Genomic DNA, 15,879 nt, shown 5'->3' with positions numbered 1-15,879 from the left:
AGAATCAAATGGCAAAGAACGTAGTGGTCGTCGGCACGCAGTGGGGCGATGAAGGCAAGGGCAAGATCGTCGACTGGCTGACTGACCATGCGCAGGGCGTGGTGCGTTTTCAGGGTGGTCACAATGCTGGCCACACGCTGGTGATCGGTGACAAGGAGTACAAGCTCAATCTCGTGCCCTCGGGCATCGTGCGCGAGGGTGTGCAGTGCTACATCGGTAACGGCGTGGTGCTGGATATCCATCACCTGCTTTCCGAAATCGCGATTCTTGAGAAGGATGGTATCGAGGTGCGCTCGCGCCTGAAGGTCAGCCCTGGCTGTCCGCTGATCCTGGCTTACCACTCGGCGCTGGACAAGGCGCGTGAGGCCAAGAAGTGCGCGGCCGACAAGATTGGCACGACCGGCAAGGGAATTGGCCCGACTTACGCCGACAAGGTTGCACGTCGCGCCCTGCGCGTCTATGACCTGTTCAACCCGGAGCGCTTTGCTGCCAAGCTGCGCGAAGTGCTGGACTATCACAACTTTGTGCTGACCCAGTATCTGGGCGCCGAGCCTGTGGACTTCCAGACCGTGTTTGATCAGGCCATGAAGGACGCCGAGGCCATTCGCCCGATGGTGTCCGACATTTCCGACGATCTGTACGCCGCCAACAAGGCAGGCCAGAACCTGCTCTTTGAGGGTGCCCAGGGCACCTTGCTGGACATCGACCATGGCACCTATCCGTTCGTGACCTCGTCGAACTGCGTCTCTGGTCAGGCGGCTGCCGGTGCGGGCGTCGGTCCGGGCATGCTGCACTACGTGCTGGGCATCACCAAAGCCTATTGCACCCGTGTGGGTGGTGGTCCTTTCCCGAGCGAGCTGGATATCGAGACCAAGGGCACGCCGGGCGAGCAGATGTCGACCGTGGGTCGCGAGTTCGGCACGGTGACCGGGCGCAAGCGTCGCTGCGGCTGGTTTGATGCGGCAGCGCTGCGTCGTTCGGCGCGCATCAACGGACTGACGGGTCTGTGCATCACCAAGCTGGATGTGCTGGATGGTCTGGATGAGCTGAAGATCTGCACAGGCTACATGCTGCACGGCAAGAAGATTGAGCTGCTGCCGATCGGCGCGGACGATGTGGCCGCCTGCGAACCGATCTATGAAAGCATGCCGGGCTGGAAGAGCACGACCTTCCGCGTGAAGCGCTGGGAAGAGCTGCCGGTGGAGGCGCAGAACTATCTGAACCGCCTTGAAGAAGTCTGCGAAGTGCCGATCGCGATCGTGTCGACCGGCCCGGAGCGCGATGAAACAATCCTCAAGCAGCATCCGTTTGCTGCCTGATCAAAAAAGAAAAGGCCGGCGTTCCCGCCGGCCTTTAACATTCTGCAATTCAGATTCAACCCGATTTTTAATTCATACCGACGAGTAACATTTGACGCAACATTACGCATCCGGCGCACAAAAGAAAAAAGCCAGCTCGATGAGCTGGCTTTCCTCTGCGAATCTGGTGCCCAGGAGAGGACTCGAACCTCCACACCTTGCGGCACTAGTACCTGAAACTAGCGCGTCTACCAATTTCGCCACCTGGGCAATTCACTGCATAAGCAGCGAAGACCGGCATTATAGAGAACTGAACGAATGAGTCAACAGGAGAACAAGAAAAACATGAAAAAACCCCGTGTATCCAAAATCCGCCGCGCCGATCCCTTCTTTACGCGTGAGGCAGAGAAGTACGAATTCCCGCTGCCGTCGCGCGAGTACATCGAGCAGATCCTTGAGCAGGCCGGCTGCCCGCTGTCCGGCGAAGAGCTGGCGACAGAACTGGAGATCCTGCCCGAGGAGAGCGAACACTTCGCTCGCCGCCTGGGCGCCATGGAGCGCGCCGGGCAGTTGATGCGCAATCGGCGTGGCAGTTACATCCTGCCAGACAAGGCCGACCTCATGGGCGGCCGCGTTGAAGGCCATCCGGATGGCTTCGGCTTCCTGGTGCCGGACGATGGCAGCCCCGATCTCTTCCTCGGCCCGCGCGCGATGCGTGAAGTGCTGCATGGCGATCGGGCGCTGGTGCGCGTGATCGGTGTGGATCAGCGCGGTCGTCGCGAAGCCAAGATCATCGAAATTCTGGAGCGCGCGAATACCCGTCTGGTGGGCCGCGTGAAGGTCGAGGCGGGTGTCGCCATGGTGCTGCCGGAAAACCGGCGGATCAGCCAGGGCATCCTGTTGGCGCCCGGCGGCAAGATCAAGCCCAAGGCGGGACAGGTGGTGACGGTTGATCTCCTTCAGCAGCCCACCCAGCACAGCCAGCCGATCGGCCAGATCATCGAAACCTTGGGCAACTATGCCGATGACGGCATGGAGATCGAAATCGCGCTGCGCAAGCACGACCTGCCTTTCGAGTTTTCGGAAGAGGTGAAGGCGGAGGCCAAGAAGCTGCCGGATGTGGTGCGCAAGAAAGACTGGAACTGGGAGGGGGGCGTGCGCGAGGACATCCGCCACCTGCCACTGGTGACCATTGACGGTGAGACGGCCAAGGATTTCGATGACGCCGTGTACTGCGCGAAAGATGGCCGTGGTTATCGCCTGCTGGTGGCGATTGCCGACGTGAGTCATTACGTGACGCCCGGATCGGCGCTGGACAGCGAAGGGCTGGAGCGCGGCAACTCGGTGTATTTCCCGCGCCGGGTGATTCCGATGCTGCCGGAGAAAATCTCCAACGGCTTGTGCTCGCTGAATCCGCAGGTGGAGCGCCTGTGCATGGTGTGCGACATGTCGATCAACGCCACCGGCGCGATCAAGGCCTATCGCTTCTATCCGGCGGTGATGTACTCGCATGCTCGCCTGACTTACAACAAGGTTGCGGCAATGCTTTACGGTGATGCAGAAGGCCGCAAGGATGAAGCCTTGCTGGCTGAGCATGCGCCGCTTGTGCCGCACCTGGAAATGCTGGATGTGCTGTTCCGCATCCTTCTCAAGGCCCGTGCCAAGCGTGGTGCCATCGAATTCGAGACGGTCGAGACCAAGATGGTTTTCGATGCTGAAGGCAAGATCGAGCGCATCGTGCCGGAGGCGCGCAATGATGCGCACCGTGTGATCGAAGAATGCATGCTGGCGGCCAACGTCTGTGCCTCCGAGTTTCTGCAGAAGCACAAGCATCCGGCCTTGTACCGGGTGCATGAGAGCCCGACCGTGGAGAAGCTTGAAAAGCTGCGCGAATTCCTCGCTGAGTTCGGGCTCGGTCTGGGCGGTGGCGAGTCTCCGCGGGCGGCAGATTTCGCCAAGGTGGTCGACAAGATCAAGGAGCGTCCGGACGTCCAGCTGATCCAGACGGTGATGCTGCGCTCCATGCAGCAGGCGGTGTATAGCCCGGAGAATGTTGGCCACTTCGGTCTTGCCTACGACGCCTACACCCACTTCACTTCACCAATCCGGCGCTATCCGGACTTGCTGGTGCATCGTGCGATCAAGGCGGTGCTGTGCGGGAGCAAATACCAGCCCGCCAGCGGCCCGGTCGAGCTGCTCAAGGACACGCGCCGTAAAAAAGGTGGCAAGCAGCCAGACGAGGCTTTTGCTCGGGCAGCACGTGAGGCGGAGAAGAAGCGCGCCTCTGCAGCCAAGAACGGTATTTGGGAAGACATCGGCGTGCATTGCTCGCAGACCGAGCGGCGCGCCGACGAGGCCAGTCGCGATGTCGAAACCTGGCTCAAGTGCTATTACATGCAGGATCGGATCGGTGAGCAGTACGACGGCGTAGTTACGTCGGTCACCTCTTTTGGTATCTTCGTGACCCTTGACGATCTGTTCGTCGAAGGTCTGGTGCATATCTCCGATCTCGGGGCGGACTATTTCCACTACGACGAAGCCCGTCATGCCTTGGTTGGTGAGCGTAGCGGACAGCAGTTCCGTCTCTCGGACCGGGTCAGTGTTGAGCTCGTGCGGGTGGATCTGGAAACGCGCAAGATCGATTTCCGGCTGATTGAGGGCGTGGCACGCGCCACCGAACGCGTCGGTAAGACCGCGCGTGAGCGGGAGCGTCAGGTGGAACCGCAGCAGGCCGAGCGGCAGGTGCCGGAGGTTGTGCCAGCGCGTAAGCCCGCCCGCCCGGCCAAGCCCAAAGCGGTTGTGCCGGAGCTTGTCAGTGAGGACGAACCGGTGAGCTGGCGTGATCTGGCAGGCGTGCCGTCCTCTCCGCTGGAGAGTGTGAAATCCGTGCTGCTGGGCGGCTCTGGCAAGCGCAGTACGGCAGCCAGGCCTGCGTCGGCAGAGCGCAATACGAATTCAGGTGCCGGCCGCGGCACCGCTACTGCCAACAAGAAAGGAAGCCGTCGTGGCTGAGTCGCGTTTCATTCATGGGTTTCATGCCGTCGCTGCCAAGCTGCGGGTTGATCCGGAATCCATCCTCGAAATCCATGTTGCCGCCCAGCGCGGTGATGCGCGTGCGCGCGATCTGCTGGCCAAGGCCGAAGCGGCCAAGGTGCGGATCATTCCGACCGATGCTGCCCGGCTTGATGGCATGGCCGGCACGCATCGCCACCAGGGTGTGGTGGCAAAGATTGATCCGCGCCACAAGGTGCTGCACCTCTCGGACATTCTTGAAGACCTGACCGAAAATGCCCTGATCCTGGTACTGGATGGCATCACCGATCCGCACAACCTGGGTGCCTGCCTGCGTGTGGCGGATGCGGCCGGCGTGCATGCGGTGATTGCGCCGAAGGATCGTGCGGTGGGCCTGAATGCCACGGCGATCAAGGTGGCGAGCGGCGCCGCGGATACCGTGCCTTACATCGTTGTGACGAATCTGGCGAGGACGCTCCGCGAGTTGCAGGACGCCGGCGTGTGGTGCATCGGCGCGGCAGGCGAAGCGACGAAGACGGTCTACGAAATCGACCAGAAGGGGCCAGTGGCTTGGGTGCTCGGTGCTGAGGGCGATGGCCTGCGCCGCCTCACCCGCGAGACCTGTGATGAACTGGCGAAGATCCCGATGCATGGCTCGGTCGAAAGCCTCAATGTGTCGGTCGCTTCTGGTATCTGCCTGTTCGAGGCGCGGCGGCAGAGGGGGGCTTGAGCCGGGAATTCTTCGGCTTTGAGCAAAAGAAAGCCGCCACGGACTGAATCCGGGCGGCTTTTTTTTGCGTAGAGAAGGGGCTCAGCACTCGAGTTTGGGCGGATATTTTTTCGCGTTCAGCTCAATCTTGTTGCGTACGGCTGCATCCAGATCGATGCCCAGTACCATGGCCAGGCGCATCAGATACAGGAAGACATCAGCCACTTCCTGGCGGACGTGCTCAGCTTTCTCGCTCTCCATGATCGTCGCGGCTTCAGCGTCAGTTCGCCACTGGAAAATCTCGGCCAGTTCGCCGACTTCGCCGGTCAGTGCGAGGATCAGGTTGCGCGGATTGTGGTACTGATCCCAGTCGCGGACACGGGCGAATTCGGTCAGTACGGACTCCAGCCGTGCCGTATCAAGGACTCGCGACTCAGAAGGTGTAGCCAATTTGCAGCTCCTCGGGTTCCAGGCGCTCAAGCAGGCGCAGCAGGGGTTTCAGTTCGCGATAACGTCGGCAGGTGGCTTTCAGATAGAGCATCACCAGCGGCATGTCTTTCAGATAACCGTCCTTGCCGTCGCGATGATAGAGGCGGGCAAAAATGCCCAGCACCTTGATGTGGCGCTGGGCGCCCATGAATTCGTAGTCGCGATGGAAATCGTTGAAGTCCGGCCGCACCGGCAGGCCGAGTTGGCGACCGATTTCCCAGTAGCGCACCAGCCAGTCCAACGTCTGTTCTTCGTCCCAGTGGATGTAGGCATCCTTGAACAGCGAGGCCAAGTCGTAGGTGAGCGGACCATACACGGCATCCTGGAAGTCCAGTACGCCCGGATTGGGGCTGGAGGCCATCAGGTTGCGGCAGTGGTAGTCACGATGTACGAAGACTTGAGGCTCGGCGAGGTTGACCGCCATGATGGTTTCGAAAACCTTCAGCAGCTCGGCCATTTCTGCGTCGCTAAGACTCACGCCCTTGTGGCGGGCCACATACCATTCCGGGAACAGCATCAGTTCGCGCAAGAGCAGGGCGTGATCGTATTCGGGCAGCACGCCGGGGCGGCTGGCGCGCTGGATGGCCGCCAGGGCGCCGAGTGCGTCGGCATACAGTTCGTTGGCATTGGCGGGTGTGAGCGCTGAGAGGTAAGTGTTGCCGCCCAGATCGGAGAGCAGCAGGAAGCCTTGCTCCAGATCCTCGGCGAAAACCTCAGGCACATGCACGCCGGCGTCGTGGAAAAGACGCGCTACCTTAAGATAGGGGCGACAGTCCTCATGGCTGGGCGGCGCATCCATGACAATGTGGGTGCTGCCATCCTCGAGCGTGGCCCGAAAGTAGCGGCGAAAGCTGGCGTCGGCCGAGGCCGGGGCAAGGCTGAAGCGCTTGCCGGGCAGGCATTTCTCCAACCAGGCGTGAATTTGTTGCAGACGTTCCAAGTGAAGGCTCCGGTGCTGGTGCTGTGCTCATGTAAAATGCCCGGCAATCTTAGCAAACCCGCCCGGCTCTCCTTGCCGGATTCTTTGATCTGCTGCAGCAAGGCTTTCATGGAACGAACCCGAGTCATGCATCAGGACCTGCCCCTCCGGCGCCAGCTGGTGATCGCTGTGTGGGCGGCCATGCCCTTGCTGGCCAACGCACAGACCGCTTCGACCCCAGAAGCCCGGCCCAGTACCACCGTACTGCGTCCGGTCATCGAGCCTGGCGCAACCCAATCCACCCCGGGCAGTACCCGTATCGACGCCGAGAAGATCGATGGTGTGGACCAGGTGCGGTTGAATGCCACCAACAACGTGCGCCTGCAACGCGACAATCTGCTGCTGAACAGTGATCGCCTGTTGTTCGATCAAGTCAGCAACGAGGTGTTTGCAGAAGGCAACGTCAAGCTCAAGCGTGGCGATGACGAGATCGAAGGGCCGAAAGCCCGGGTGAATCTGGACACTCTCTTTGGTGAGTTCGAGACGCCGTCCTATGTTCTTCAGCGGCAGCGGAAAGTGTCGGTCTCGAGTGGCCGCAACGCTCAGTCTGATGGACCGGTCACGCAGATCGTGCGTGGCACAGGCCAGGCTGACCAGCTCATGCTGGAGGGCGAGAACCAGTACCGCATGAAGAATGCGACCTACACCACCTGCCCGGCACCGGACCCCTCCTGGTATCTGCGCATGAGCGATCTGGATCTCGATTTCGATCGCGACAAGGGCGAGGCTACACACAGCTCACTGGTCTTCAAGGGCGTGCCGATCGCATATGCGCCGTGGATGGACTTTCCTTTGTCCGGCGGGCGCCAGTCCGGCATCCTGCCGCCAACCATCGGCGCCACCAGCAATACGGGCTTTGATGCCTACCTGCCGTATTACTTCAATCTTGCCCCCAATTACGATGCCACCTTCGCGCCGCGCTGGATGAGCAAGCGTGGCCTGCAACTAGCGGGTGAAGGGCGCTACCTGACGGGAGTCAGTACCGGCACACTCAAGGCAGAAGTCCTGCCGGAGGACAAGGAAGACAAGACCAGCCGCTCGCTGGCCAGCTGGCGTCACAATCAGAATCTGGGCAATGGTTTCACCGCCGACGTGGATGCCACGCGGGTATCCGATCGCACCTACTTCGATGATCTGAGTTCCCGTGTCACGGCAACTTCGCAATCCACCCTCTTGCAGCAGGCTACGCTCGGCTACAACAGCGGATCCTGGCTGTCCGGCAACCTGCTGGTGCAGCGCTATCAGGTTCTGGAGGGGGCGTCTCCCTACAACCGCCAGCCCTCTCTCTCCTTGACGGCACGCCAGCCGGATTTCCACGGCTTCGCCTTCACCCTGCCGATGGAGTACACCAGTTTTTCGCACTCCACGCCGGTGTCGGGAACCACCCAGACCCAGCCGGACGGGCGCCGCACCGTGGCCTATCCGCAAGTGTCCTACCCGATGGAGAGCTCGTCCTCTTTCGTAATCCCGAAAATGGGCCTGCATGCCACGCGCTACAACGTGGACCGCACGACCACCGACGGTCAGGCGGCCATGCGGCGCCAGGTGCCGATCATGTCGCTTGATTCCGGCCTGATCTTCGAGCGCGACACCCAGATCGGCGATACGGCTCAGGTCCAGACCCTTGAGCCGCGCCTCTACTATGTGAAGGCGGCCTATCGCGACCAGACTGAAATCCCGGTCTTCGATACAGCCAAGGCGGACTTCAACTTCGCGCAGATCTTCTCCGAGAACACCTACTCGGGGAGCGACCGGATCGCGGATTCCAACCAGCTGACCGCCGGTGTGCAGTCGCGCATGATCGATGCCTCCAGTGGTGAGGAGTGGTTGCGCGCCGCGCTGGCCCAGCGTTACTACTTCGCGGATCAGCGTGTTTCCCTGCCGGGTGAAACCCTGCGCACCGGCAGCACGGCCAACCTGCTTGGCGGTGTGGCGGGCCGGGTGCATAGCGATCTGTGGGCCGAAACCGTGCTCCAGTACGATCCGCGCGTAGGGCTGTGGGAGCGCGCGGTGACTGGCTTGCGTTACCAGCCCGGGTTGTCCAAGGCCCTGTCGGCGAGCTACCGCTATCAGCGTGACCAGTTCCGCAGTGTTGATGTGTCCGGCCAGTGGCCCCTGTGGGGCGGCTGGTATGGCGTGGGCCGCTATGATCGCAACCTGCGCGATCACCGCACCAGCGAGATCATCGCCGGCCTGGAGTACAAGGCCGATTGCTGGGTCTTCCGCACGGTCTGGCAATCGCTGGTCACCAACGAGAATGAGAAGAACACCTCGATCTTCCTGCAGATCGAATTCAACGGTCTGGCCTCTGTGGGGTCAAACCCGGTCAACCTGCTCAAGCGTAGCGTGAGCGGTTATGGCAAGATCAACGATCCCGGCGTGGGCGACCCCAAGTTCGGGGATTGATGCCCGCCTGAACCCGATTTCCTGAGCATGTCCGGAACCCCCATGAAGAAGTCCATGTTTCGAGCCGCATTGGCTCTCGTCCTGCTGCCCTTGTGCGTGCAGGCTGCCGAACTCGACCGCGTGGTCGCAGTGGTGAATGACGAAGTCGTGCTGGCCTCCGAACTGCGTGCCCGTATTCAACAGGTGGAGCGCCAGCTCGCCGGGCAGGGCACGCCGAAGCCTGCTGCCTCGCAACTGCGCTCGCAGGTGCTCGATCGCATCGTGATGGAGCGCTTGCAACTGCAGATGGCCAAGCAGCGTGGTCTCAGTGTGGATGACGTCACACTGGATCGCTCGCTGCAACGGATCGCCGAGCAGAACAAGATTGCGCCGGCCGAACTGAGCAAGGCCGTGACCAAGGAAGGGCTGGACTGGCAACAGTTCCGCGAAAACATTCGCAACGAAATCGTCATGGCGCGCCTGCGTGAGCGTGAGGTGGATGCGACGATCACTGTGACGGATGCTGAAGTGGCTGCCGTGCTGCAAGCCACGGCGCAGGAAGCCAAGGGCCAGGAATACCAGCTGACCCACATCCTGCTGCGCGCGCCGGAAGCGGCAACCCCCGAACAATGGATGGCGCTGGGCAAGAAGGCGGAAGAAGTCATGCGCCAGATCCGTGCCGGTGAAGACTTCCGCAAGCTCGCCGCCACCTACTCCAATGCCCAGGATGCAATGCAGGGCGGCCTGATTGACTGGCGCAGTATTGAAAGCCTGCCGCCCCTGTTTGCCGACCGAATGGGCGAAATGCAGAAGGGCGACGTGAGCAAGATCCTGCGCAGCCCGGTAGGCCTGCACATCTTCAAGCTGCTGGATGTGCGCGCCAAGGCTGAAGCCAAGGTCGAGGTGGAGCAGACCCACGCACGTCACATCCTGATCCGTACCACCGACGTGGTCGGCGAAGCCCAGGCCATTCACCGCCTCGAAGATCTGGCCGAGCGCATCCGCAACGGCACCGATTTCGCAGAAATGGCCAAGGTTCACTCCTCCGATCTGACCTCTGCCAAGGGCGGCGATCTGGGCTGGCTGAACGCTGGCGAAACCGTGCCGGAATTCGATCGCGCCATGAATGCCCTCAAGCCGGGCGAACTCAGTGGTGTGGTGGCCAGCCCCTTCGGCTGGCACCTGATCCAGGTGCTTGAGCGCCGCAAGATGGACGTCACCGCTGACCAGCGCAAGTTTGCCGCGCGTCAGGCGGTGCGCGAGCGCAAGATTGGCGATGCTGCTGAAGAGTGGCTGCGCCAGGTGCGTGATACTGCCTACGTCGAAATCAAGCCTGAATAAGTTTCAAGGGGTCGTTTGCATGGCATCGAAACGCCCCGTGATCGTGATCACCTCCGGCGAGCCCGCCGGGGTGGGGCCTGAGCTCTGCGCAGCGCTGGCGCAGCGCGAGTGGCCGGTACGCATTGTGGTGATCGGTGATCAGGCCCTGCTCGCGGAACGCTGCCCCGGCATCGCCTGGCAGCCTTACGCTGCCGGCGTTGAACCCGTAGCGCGTGGGCTCGAAGTGCTGCATGTGCCGCTTGCCACGCCTGCCGTGGCTGGCCAGCTTGATGTGAGCAATGCCCGCTATGTGCTGCAGACCCTCGATTGCGCCATCGCTGGCTGCATCAGTGGCGAGTTCGCCGCCATGGTCACCGCGCCCGTGCAGAAAAGCGTCATCAATGACGCAGGCATTCCCTTCTCCGGCCATACCGAATACCTCGCCGAACGCACCGGTACGCCGCGCGTCGTGATGATGCTGGCCGGGCAGTACGGCTCCGAGCCGCGTCCGTGGATGCGGGTGGCGCTCGCCAGTACCCACCTCGCACTCAAGGATGTGCCGGCTTTCGTCAGCGCAGAAGAGCTTGAAGCCGTGCTGCGCATCCTGCACACCGATCTGCGCGACAAGTTTGGTCTCGCGACGCCGCGCATTCTCGTTGCCGGCCTCAATCCACATGCGGGCGAGGGCGGTCACATGGGGCGTGAAGAGATCGACATCCTCAATCCGGTGCTCGAGCGCCTGCGCGCCGAAGGCATGCAACTCATCGGACCGCTGCCGGCGGACACCTTGTTCACCCCGCGCCAGCTCGCGCGTGGCGATGCTGTGCTCGCCATGTATCACGACCAGGGCTTGCCGGTGCTCAAGTTCGCCACCTTTGGCGGCGGCATCAACATCACCCTGGGCCTGCCCATCATCCGTACTTCGGTGGATCACGGCACCGCTCTCGACCTTGCTGGCAGCGGCCGTGCCGATCCGGGCAGCCTGTTTGCCGCGGTCGATTGCGCGCTGGCGATGATTGCCACGCAACCCTGAACCCGTCATGAAACACCTGCTCTCACTTGCCAGCCTCCTGTTGCTGGCCGCCTGTACTTTCGGCAACACCCGCCCCGAGCCTGAAGTGCCGCGCCCGGTGGCGTCTGCGCCGGTTGCCGTCGTGATGCCACAGCCCAAGCCGCGCCCCAAGGTGGCGATCGCGCTCGGCGGCGGGGCTGCGCGTGGCTTCGCCCACATTGGTGTGATCAAGGCGCTCGAAACCCAGGGCATCGTGCCGGATATCGTTGTCGGCACCAGTGCTGGCAGCGCGGTGGGCGCGCTGTATGCCGCCGGGAACGATGCCTTCGCGCTGCAGAAGCTCGCCTTCCAGATGGACGAAAGCGCCCTCACGGACTGGGCCATTTTCGAGCGTGGCTTCCTCAAGGGCGAAGCGCTGGAGAAATTCATCAACCAGCAAGTGGCCGGCCGGCCGATCGAAGGCCTCAAGCGCAAGTTCGCGGCGGTGGCCACCGATCTTGCCGAAGGTCAGCCAGCGGTATTCGTGACTGGCAACGTGGGCACCGCCGTGCGCGCCTCGTCCGCAGTGCCGGGCGTGTTTTCGCCGGTCGTGATCCGCAGCAAGGAATACGTCGATGGCGGCCTTACCAGCCCGGTGCCGGTGCGCGCCGCACGCCAGCTCGGTGCCGATATCGTGATCGCGGTCGACATCTCCGGTCGTCCCTCCGGCAAACGCAATCAAGGCAGCGTGGACATCCTGCTCGACACCATCTCCATCATGGGCGTGAGCATCGGTGGCTTCGAATTGCGCGATGCCGACGTGGTGATCCGCCCGGATACCAGCGGCCTGCCGCTCGCCAACTTCCAGCAACGCCACGAAGCCATCCTGCGCGGCGAGCAGGCCGGCTTCGCAGCGGTACCGAAGATCAAGGAAAAGATCGCCGCGCGAATGTAGGGATCGGGCGCCACGTGGGGGGATGCGGCTGAAGCCGCACCTACGAAGTTCATCGGGCAGGTTTTGATTTTGTAGGGCCGGCTTCAGCCGGCGGGGCCCGGGGTGGTGGTGGTCATGTGGCTAAAGCCCCACCTACAGAACGCGTCGAGCCCTTGTATGCGGCTAAAGCCGCACCTACGAAATGCATAGGGCCCGGGGTGGAGTGGGCTTTGCTGCTGAGCCCGGCTGCCGCACAACTACGGCCTGTAGCGTCGGGCAGGGTAGAATCCCGCCCTGATCACCAAGGATTTCCAATGCCTCAAGGCCACATCGCCCGCAAACGCTTCGGGCAGAACTTCCTCTCTGACCCCAACATCATCCGCCAGATCATCACGGCGATTGCGCCCAAAAAGGGTGAGCACATCGTCGAGATCGGGCCGGGCCTGGGCGCTATCACCGTGCCACTGCAGGCGGGTTGTGGTCACCTGCATGTGGTCGAGATCGATCGTGATCTGATTGCCCGGCTCAAGGAAACCTGGTCGCCGGCGCAGATCACCATCCATGAAGGCGACGCACTCAAGTTCGATTTCAGCACCTTGCCGGCACCGCTGCGGGTCGTCGGCAATCTGCCCTACAACATCTCCACGCCGCTGCTGTTCCACTTCGCCAGCTATGCCGAGCGCGTACGCGACATGACCTTCATGCTGCAGAAGGAAGTCGTCGACCGCATGGTGGCCGAGCCTGATACCGAAGCCTACGGCCGCCTCTCGGTGATGCTGCAATACCGCTTCAGCATGGCCAGCCTGTTCGATGTGCCGCCCACCGCCTTCAAGCCGGCACCCAAGGTCACCTCGGCCATCGTGTACATGCAGCCCAAGCCCGCCAGCGAATGCGCCTGTCGCGATGAAGCCCTGCTCGGGCGCATCGTGACCGCCGCCTTCGGCCAGCGCCGCAAGACGCTGCGCAACACCTTGCGCGAGCTATGTTCAGACGAAGATTTTGTCGCGCTGGGCATCAACCCACAGGCGCGCGGCGAAACCCTCGGCGTAGCCGAATACGTGCGCATGGCCGACTACCTCTCCGCTCGCGCGGAATCAGCCGGCGCGTGAAATAGTTCCAATCCTTTTGCGGCACAGCGTGGCATTCTCCAGACCAACAATCCGGGGAAACACCCACAATGAGAACCGCAGCCTCCTTCTCCTGGCTGGGGCAGGAAGATAGTCTTCGCAGCCGCTATCCCCTCGTCGGGATCGTCGAAACCCTGCTCGGCCCCAGCATCGCCGTGCTCAGTCTGGCCGCCAGCGTAGCCTGGTTCGGCCAGAGCTTCGACCGCCATTATCTGGCGCTCTCGCTGATGACCTTCCTGCTGCTCTTCCCGGGCATCCTGCGCATCTCCGAAGACCGCTGGCGCATGGCCGGCAAAGCCGCGCTGGCCTGGCTCACGCTGTGCTTCACGCTGCTCGTGTTCGGCCACTCCACCGGCTATCTGCATTACTACCATCAGGGCGTGATCGCGGTCTGGCAGGTCGGTACCTTGCTTGCCTTGCTGCTCGCTCACGAAGCCGCCCGCCAGATGCTCAAGCGCGTACTCGCCAGCAACCAGCGCAGCGCTGTGATCATTGGCGGCAACGATACGGGCGTTGAGCTCGCCCGCCATTTCGAAACCGACCGCTACGCCGGTATCCGTTTTCGCGGCTTCTTCGATGATCGTCCGCGCGAACGTATGAGCCCGCGCTCCGCAGATCTCCCGCTGCTCGGCACCGTCAGCGAGCTGGGGCAATTCGTCAAGGCCCAGGGTATCGACCAGATCTACATCGCCCTGCCCATGGCCTCCCAGCCACGCATCCTCGCGCTGCTCGATCAGCTCAAGGACACCACCGCCAGCATCTACTTTGCGCCAGACCTCTTCGTCACCGACCTCATCCAGGGCCGTGTCGAGCAGATCGGTGGCATGCCCGTTGTCGCCGTGTGCGACACCCCTTTCCGGGGCATGAATGGCGTGATCAAACGTCTGGAAGACGTGATCCTCTCATCCATCATCCTCGTTCTGATCTCGCCGGTGCTGCTTGCCTGCGCGATTGCCGTGAAGCTCTCCTCTCCTGGCCCGATCATCTTCAAGCAGCGCCGTTACGGCCTGGATGGCAAGGAAGTGCTGGTCTACAAATTTCGCTCCATGACGGCCACCGACAACGGCTCGGTCGTCAAGCAAGCCACCAAGAACGACGCCCGCATCACCCGGGTCGGCGCCTTCCTGCGCAAAACCTCGCTCGACGAACTCCCCCAGTTCATCAATGCCCTGCAGGGCCGCATGAGCATCGTTGGTCCGCGCCCGCACGCCGTGGCCCACAACGAGGAATACCGCAAGCTCATCAAGGGCTATATGGTCCGCCACAAAGTGCGGCCCGGCATCACCGGCTGGGCGCAGGTCAATGGCGCGCGGGGAGAAACCGACACGCTCGAGAAAATGGAGCGTCGCATCGTCCTCGATCTCCACTACCTGCGGCACTGGTCGCTCGCGCTGGATCTCAAGATCATCCTGCGTACGGTAGGCCTCATGGCCAAGGACGAAACCGCCTACTGAACACCACGGTTTCGACCTTCTAGGGCCGGCTTCAGCCGGCGGGGCTCGAGGTGCAGGGGGCATGCGGCTGAAGCCGCACCTACAGCGGTCATCGGGCCGGTGGTTGGGGGGGGGGAGGGCCGGCTTCAGCCGGCGGGGCCTGGGGTGGAGTGGGTTTATGCGGCTAAAGCCGCACCTACGGAGGTCACCGGGCCGGTGGGTAGGGGTTTGTAGGGCCGGCTTCAGCCGGCGGGGCCTGAGGTGGAGTGGGTTTATGCGGCTGAAGCCGCACCTACAGAACGCGTTGGGCCATTGTTTGCGGCCCAAACCGCACCTACGAAAACCACCGCACTTGCGCAGGTAATCTAGGGTGCAAGGCGAATGTGAAATGCCTGTCCGTCACAGAGCCAGGGCATGATCTTTGCATCGTACACTCCACCTCTCTTGCCCTCATGCCATCTGCTGTGCTCACACTCATGCCCAAATTCCTTCGCCTACTTGCCGCCTTGGCAGCTCTGGCAATTGTCCTCGGGCTTTTCATCGGCGGGGCTCAGCCCTATGCCGTTGGGCTCTTCACTCCACCGTGGGATAAGGTCGCCCATGCCACCGTCTTTGCAGGTTTTGCCTTCATCCTGCATGCCGGCATTGGCTGGCGCTGGGGTTGGGCCGTACTCGCCGCGCTCGCCCTGGGCTCAGCGGACGAACTGCACCAGATCTTCCTGCCAGGCCGCCAGGCAGGATTCGACGATCTTGCTGCTGATCTCATCGGCGCTGCGCTTGGAGTCCTCCTGGCGAGCATCCTCAAGCAACAGATCCGGGCGCGGCTGTAGGGCTGGCTTCAGCCGGCGGGGCCCGAGGTGGAGTGGGCTTGTGCGGCTGAAGCCGCACCTACGGAGATCATCGGGCCGGTGGTTGAGGGGTTTGTAGGGCCGGCTTCAGCCGGCGGGGCCCGAGGTGGAGTGGGTTTATGCGGCTAAAGCCGCACCTACAGAGATCGTCGGGCTGGTGGTTGAGGGGTTTGTAGGGCCGGCTTCAGCCGGCGGGGCCCGAGGTGGAGTGGGTTTATGCGGCTGAAGCCGCACCTACAGAGATCATCGGGCTGGTGGTTGATGGTTTTGTAGGGCCGGCTTTAGCCGGCGGGGCCTGGGGTGGTGCAGGGGGCATGCGGCTGAAGCCGCACCTACGAAATACAGGGGCCCGAG

General features: G+C 62.3%; 12 protein-coding genes and 1 tRNA gene. 10 read left to right on the top strand and 3 right to left on the bottom strand.

The annotated features are described in order from the left end of the window. Positions 1-8: 8 nt before the first annotated feature. Positions 9-1,319, top strand: a complete 1,311-nt coding sequence (locus tag C0V76_RS06630; RefSeq protein ID WP_101941569.1) for an adenylosuccinate synthase — start codon at positions 9-11, stop codon at positions 1,317-1,319. A gap of 164 nt (positions 1,320-1,483) precedes the next feature. Here the strand turns inward: C0V76_RS06630 and C0V76_RS06625 are convergent. Beyond that, positions 1,484-1,568, bottom strand: a tRNA-Leu gene (locus C0V76_RS06625). A 75-nt stretch (positions 1,569-1,643) separates the two neighbouring features. Here C0V76_RS06625 and rnr point away from each other — a divergent pair. Together rnr and rlmB are read left to right on the top strand one after the other, a co-directional pair. Then, positions 1,644-4,310 (top strand): ribonuclease R, encoded by a 2,667-nt coding sequence (rnr, locus tag C0V76_RS06620; RefSeq protein ID WP_101941568.1) that lies wholly within the window; start codon positions 1,644-1,646, stop codon positions 4,308-4,310. Further along, positions 4,303-5,040, top strand: coding sequence for a 23S rRNA (guanosine(2251)-2'-O)-methyltransferase RlmB (gene rlmB / locus C0V76_RS06615; protein WP_101941567.1), 738 nt, complete (start codon positions 4,303-4,305; stop codon positions 5,038-5,040). The genes rnr and rlmB overlap by 8 nt, the downstream gene beginning before the upstream one ends. Before the next feature lie 81 nt (positions 5,041-5,121). Here rlmB and C0V76_RS06610 read toward each other — a convergent pair whose 3' ends face one another. Together C0V76_RS06610 and C0V76_RS06605 are read right to left on the bottom strand one after the other, a co-directional pair. Continuing rightward, positions 5,122-5,469: a nucleotide pyrophosphohydrolase gene (locus C0V76_RS06610; protein WP_101941566.1), complete on the bottom strand. Its 348-nt coding sequence runs from the start codon at positions 5,467-5,469 to the stop codon at positions 5,122-5,124. Further along, positions 5,453-6,448, bottom strand: coding sequence for an aminoglycoside phosphotransferase family protein (locus C0V76_RS06605; RefSeq protein WP_101941565.1), 996 nt, complete (start codon positions 6,446-6,448; stop codon positions 5,453-5,455). The genes C0V76_RS06610 and C0V76_RS06605 overlap by 17 nt, the downstream gene beginning before the upstream one ends. A gap of 108 nt (positions 6,449-6,556) precedes the next feature. On the opposite strand from C0V76_RS06605, the gene C0V76_RS06600 reads away from it, so the two are divergent. The 7 genes from C0V76_RS06600 (at position 6,557) to C0V76_RS06570 (ending at position 15,507) form a co-directional block, all read left to right on the top strand. Beyond that, a complete protein-coding gene (locus C0V76_RS06600) occupies positions 6,557-8,893 on the top strand; it encodes an LPS-assembly protein LptD (RefSeq protein ID WP_158239164.1) in 2,337 nt (778 codons plus the stop codon). Between the two features lie 42 nt (positions 8,894-8,935). After that, positions 8,936-10,213: a peptidylprolyl isomerase gene (locus tag C0V76_RS06595; protein ID WP_101941563.1), complete on the top strand. Its 1,278-nt coding sequence runs from the start codon at positions 8,936-8,938 to the stop codon at positions 10,211-10,213. Between the two features lie 19 nt (positions 10,214-10,232). Beyond that, positions 10,233-11,225: a 4-hydroxythreonine-4-phosphate dehydrogenase PdxA gene (gene pdxA / locus C0V76_RS06590; RefSeq protein ID WP_101941562.1), complete on the top strand. Its 993-nt coding sequence runs from the start codon at positions 10,233-10,235 to the stop codon at positions 11,223-11,225. A 7-nt stretch (positions 11,226-11,232) separates the two neighbouring features. Further along, positions 11,233-12,138, top strand: a complete 906-nt coding sequence (locus tag C0V76_RS06585; protein WP_101941561.1) for a patatin-like phospholipase family protein — start codon at positions 11,233-11,235, stop codon at positions 12,136-12,138. Between the two features lie 293 nt (positions 12,139-12,431). Next, a complete protein-coding gene (gene rsmA / locus C0V76_RS06580) occupies positions 12,432-13,226 on the top strand; it encodes a 16S rRNA (adenine(1518)-N(6)/adenine(1519)-N(6))-dimethyltransferase RsmA (RefSeq protein ID WP_101941560.1) in 795 nt (264 codons plus the stop codon). A 68-nt stretch (positions 13,227-13,294) separates the two neighbouring features. Further along, complete coding sequence (locus C0V76_RS06575) at positions 13,295-14,698, top strand: undecaprenyl-phosphate glucose phosphotransferase (RefSeq protein ID WP_101941559.1); 1,404 nt, start codon at positions 13,295-13,297, stop codon at positions 14,696-14,698. A 455-nt stretch (positions 14,699-15,153) separates the two neighbouring features. Beyond that, positions 15,154-15,507, top strand: a complete 354-nt coding sequence (locus C0V76_RS06570; RefSeq protein WP_216821667.1) for a VanZ family protein — start codon at positions 15,154-15,156, stop codon at positions 15,505-15,507. The last annotated feature ends 372 nt before the right edge of the window (positions 15,508-15,879 follow it).

This window comes from Uliginosibacterium sp. TH139 (assembly GCF_002855595.1).
Classification (GTDB): Bacteria; Pseudomonadota; Gammaproteobacteria; order Burkholderiales; family Rhodocyclaceae; genus Uliginosibacterium; species Uliginosibacterium aquaticum.
Note: the sequence above shows the minus strand (reverse complement) of the source record. Positions and strands in the feature narration are given on the sequence as shown.

Excerpts from the sequence above, each read along its gene's own strand:
- C0V76_RS06630 (WP_101941569.1), top strand. The coding sequence starts at position 9 with ATGGCAAAGAACGTAGTGGTCGTCGGCACGCAGTGGGGCGATGAAGGC.
- rnr (WP_101941568.1), top strand. The coding sequence starts at position 1,644 with ATGAAAAAACCCCGTGTATCCAAAATCCGCCGCGCCGATCCCTTCTTT.
- C0V76_RS06600 (WP_158239164.1), top strand. The coding sequence starts at position 6,557 with ATGGAACGAACCCGAGTCATGCATCAGGACCTGCCCCTCCGGCGCCAG.
- C0V76_RS06595 (WP_101941563.1), top strand. The coding sequence starts at position 8,936 with ATGAAGAAGTCCATGTTTCGAGCCGCATTGGCTCTCGTCCTGCTGCCC.
- pdxA (WP_101941562.1), top strand. The coding sequence starts at position 10,233 with ATGGCATCGAAACGCCCCGTGATCGTGATCACCTCCGGCGAGCCCGCC.
- C0V76_RS06585 (WP_101941561.1), top strand. The coding sequence starts at position 11,233 with ATGAAACACCTGCTCTCACTTGCCAGCCTCCTGTTGCTGGCCGCCTGT.
- rsmA (WP_101941560.1), top strand. The coding sequence starts at position 12,432 with ATGCCTCAAGGCCACATCGCCCGCAAACGCTTCGGGCAGAACTTCCTC.
- C0V76_RS06575 (WP_101941559.1), top strand. The coding sequence starts at position 13,295 with ATGAGAACCGCAGCCTCCTTCTCCTGGCTGGGGCAGGAAGATAGTCTT.
- C0V76_RS06570 (WP_216821667.1), top strand. The coding sequence starts at position 15,154 with ATGCCCAAATTCCTTCGCCTACTTGCCGCCTTGGCAGCTCTGGCAATT.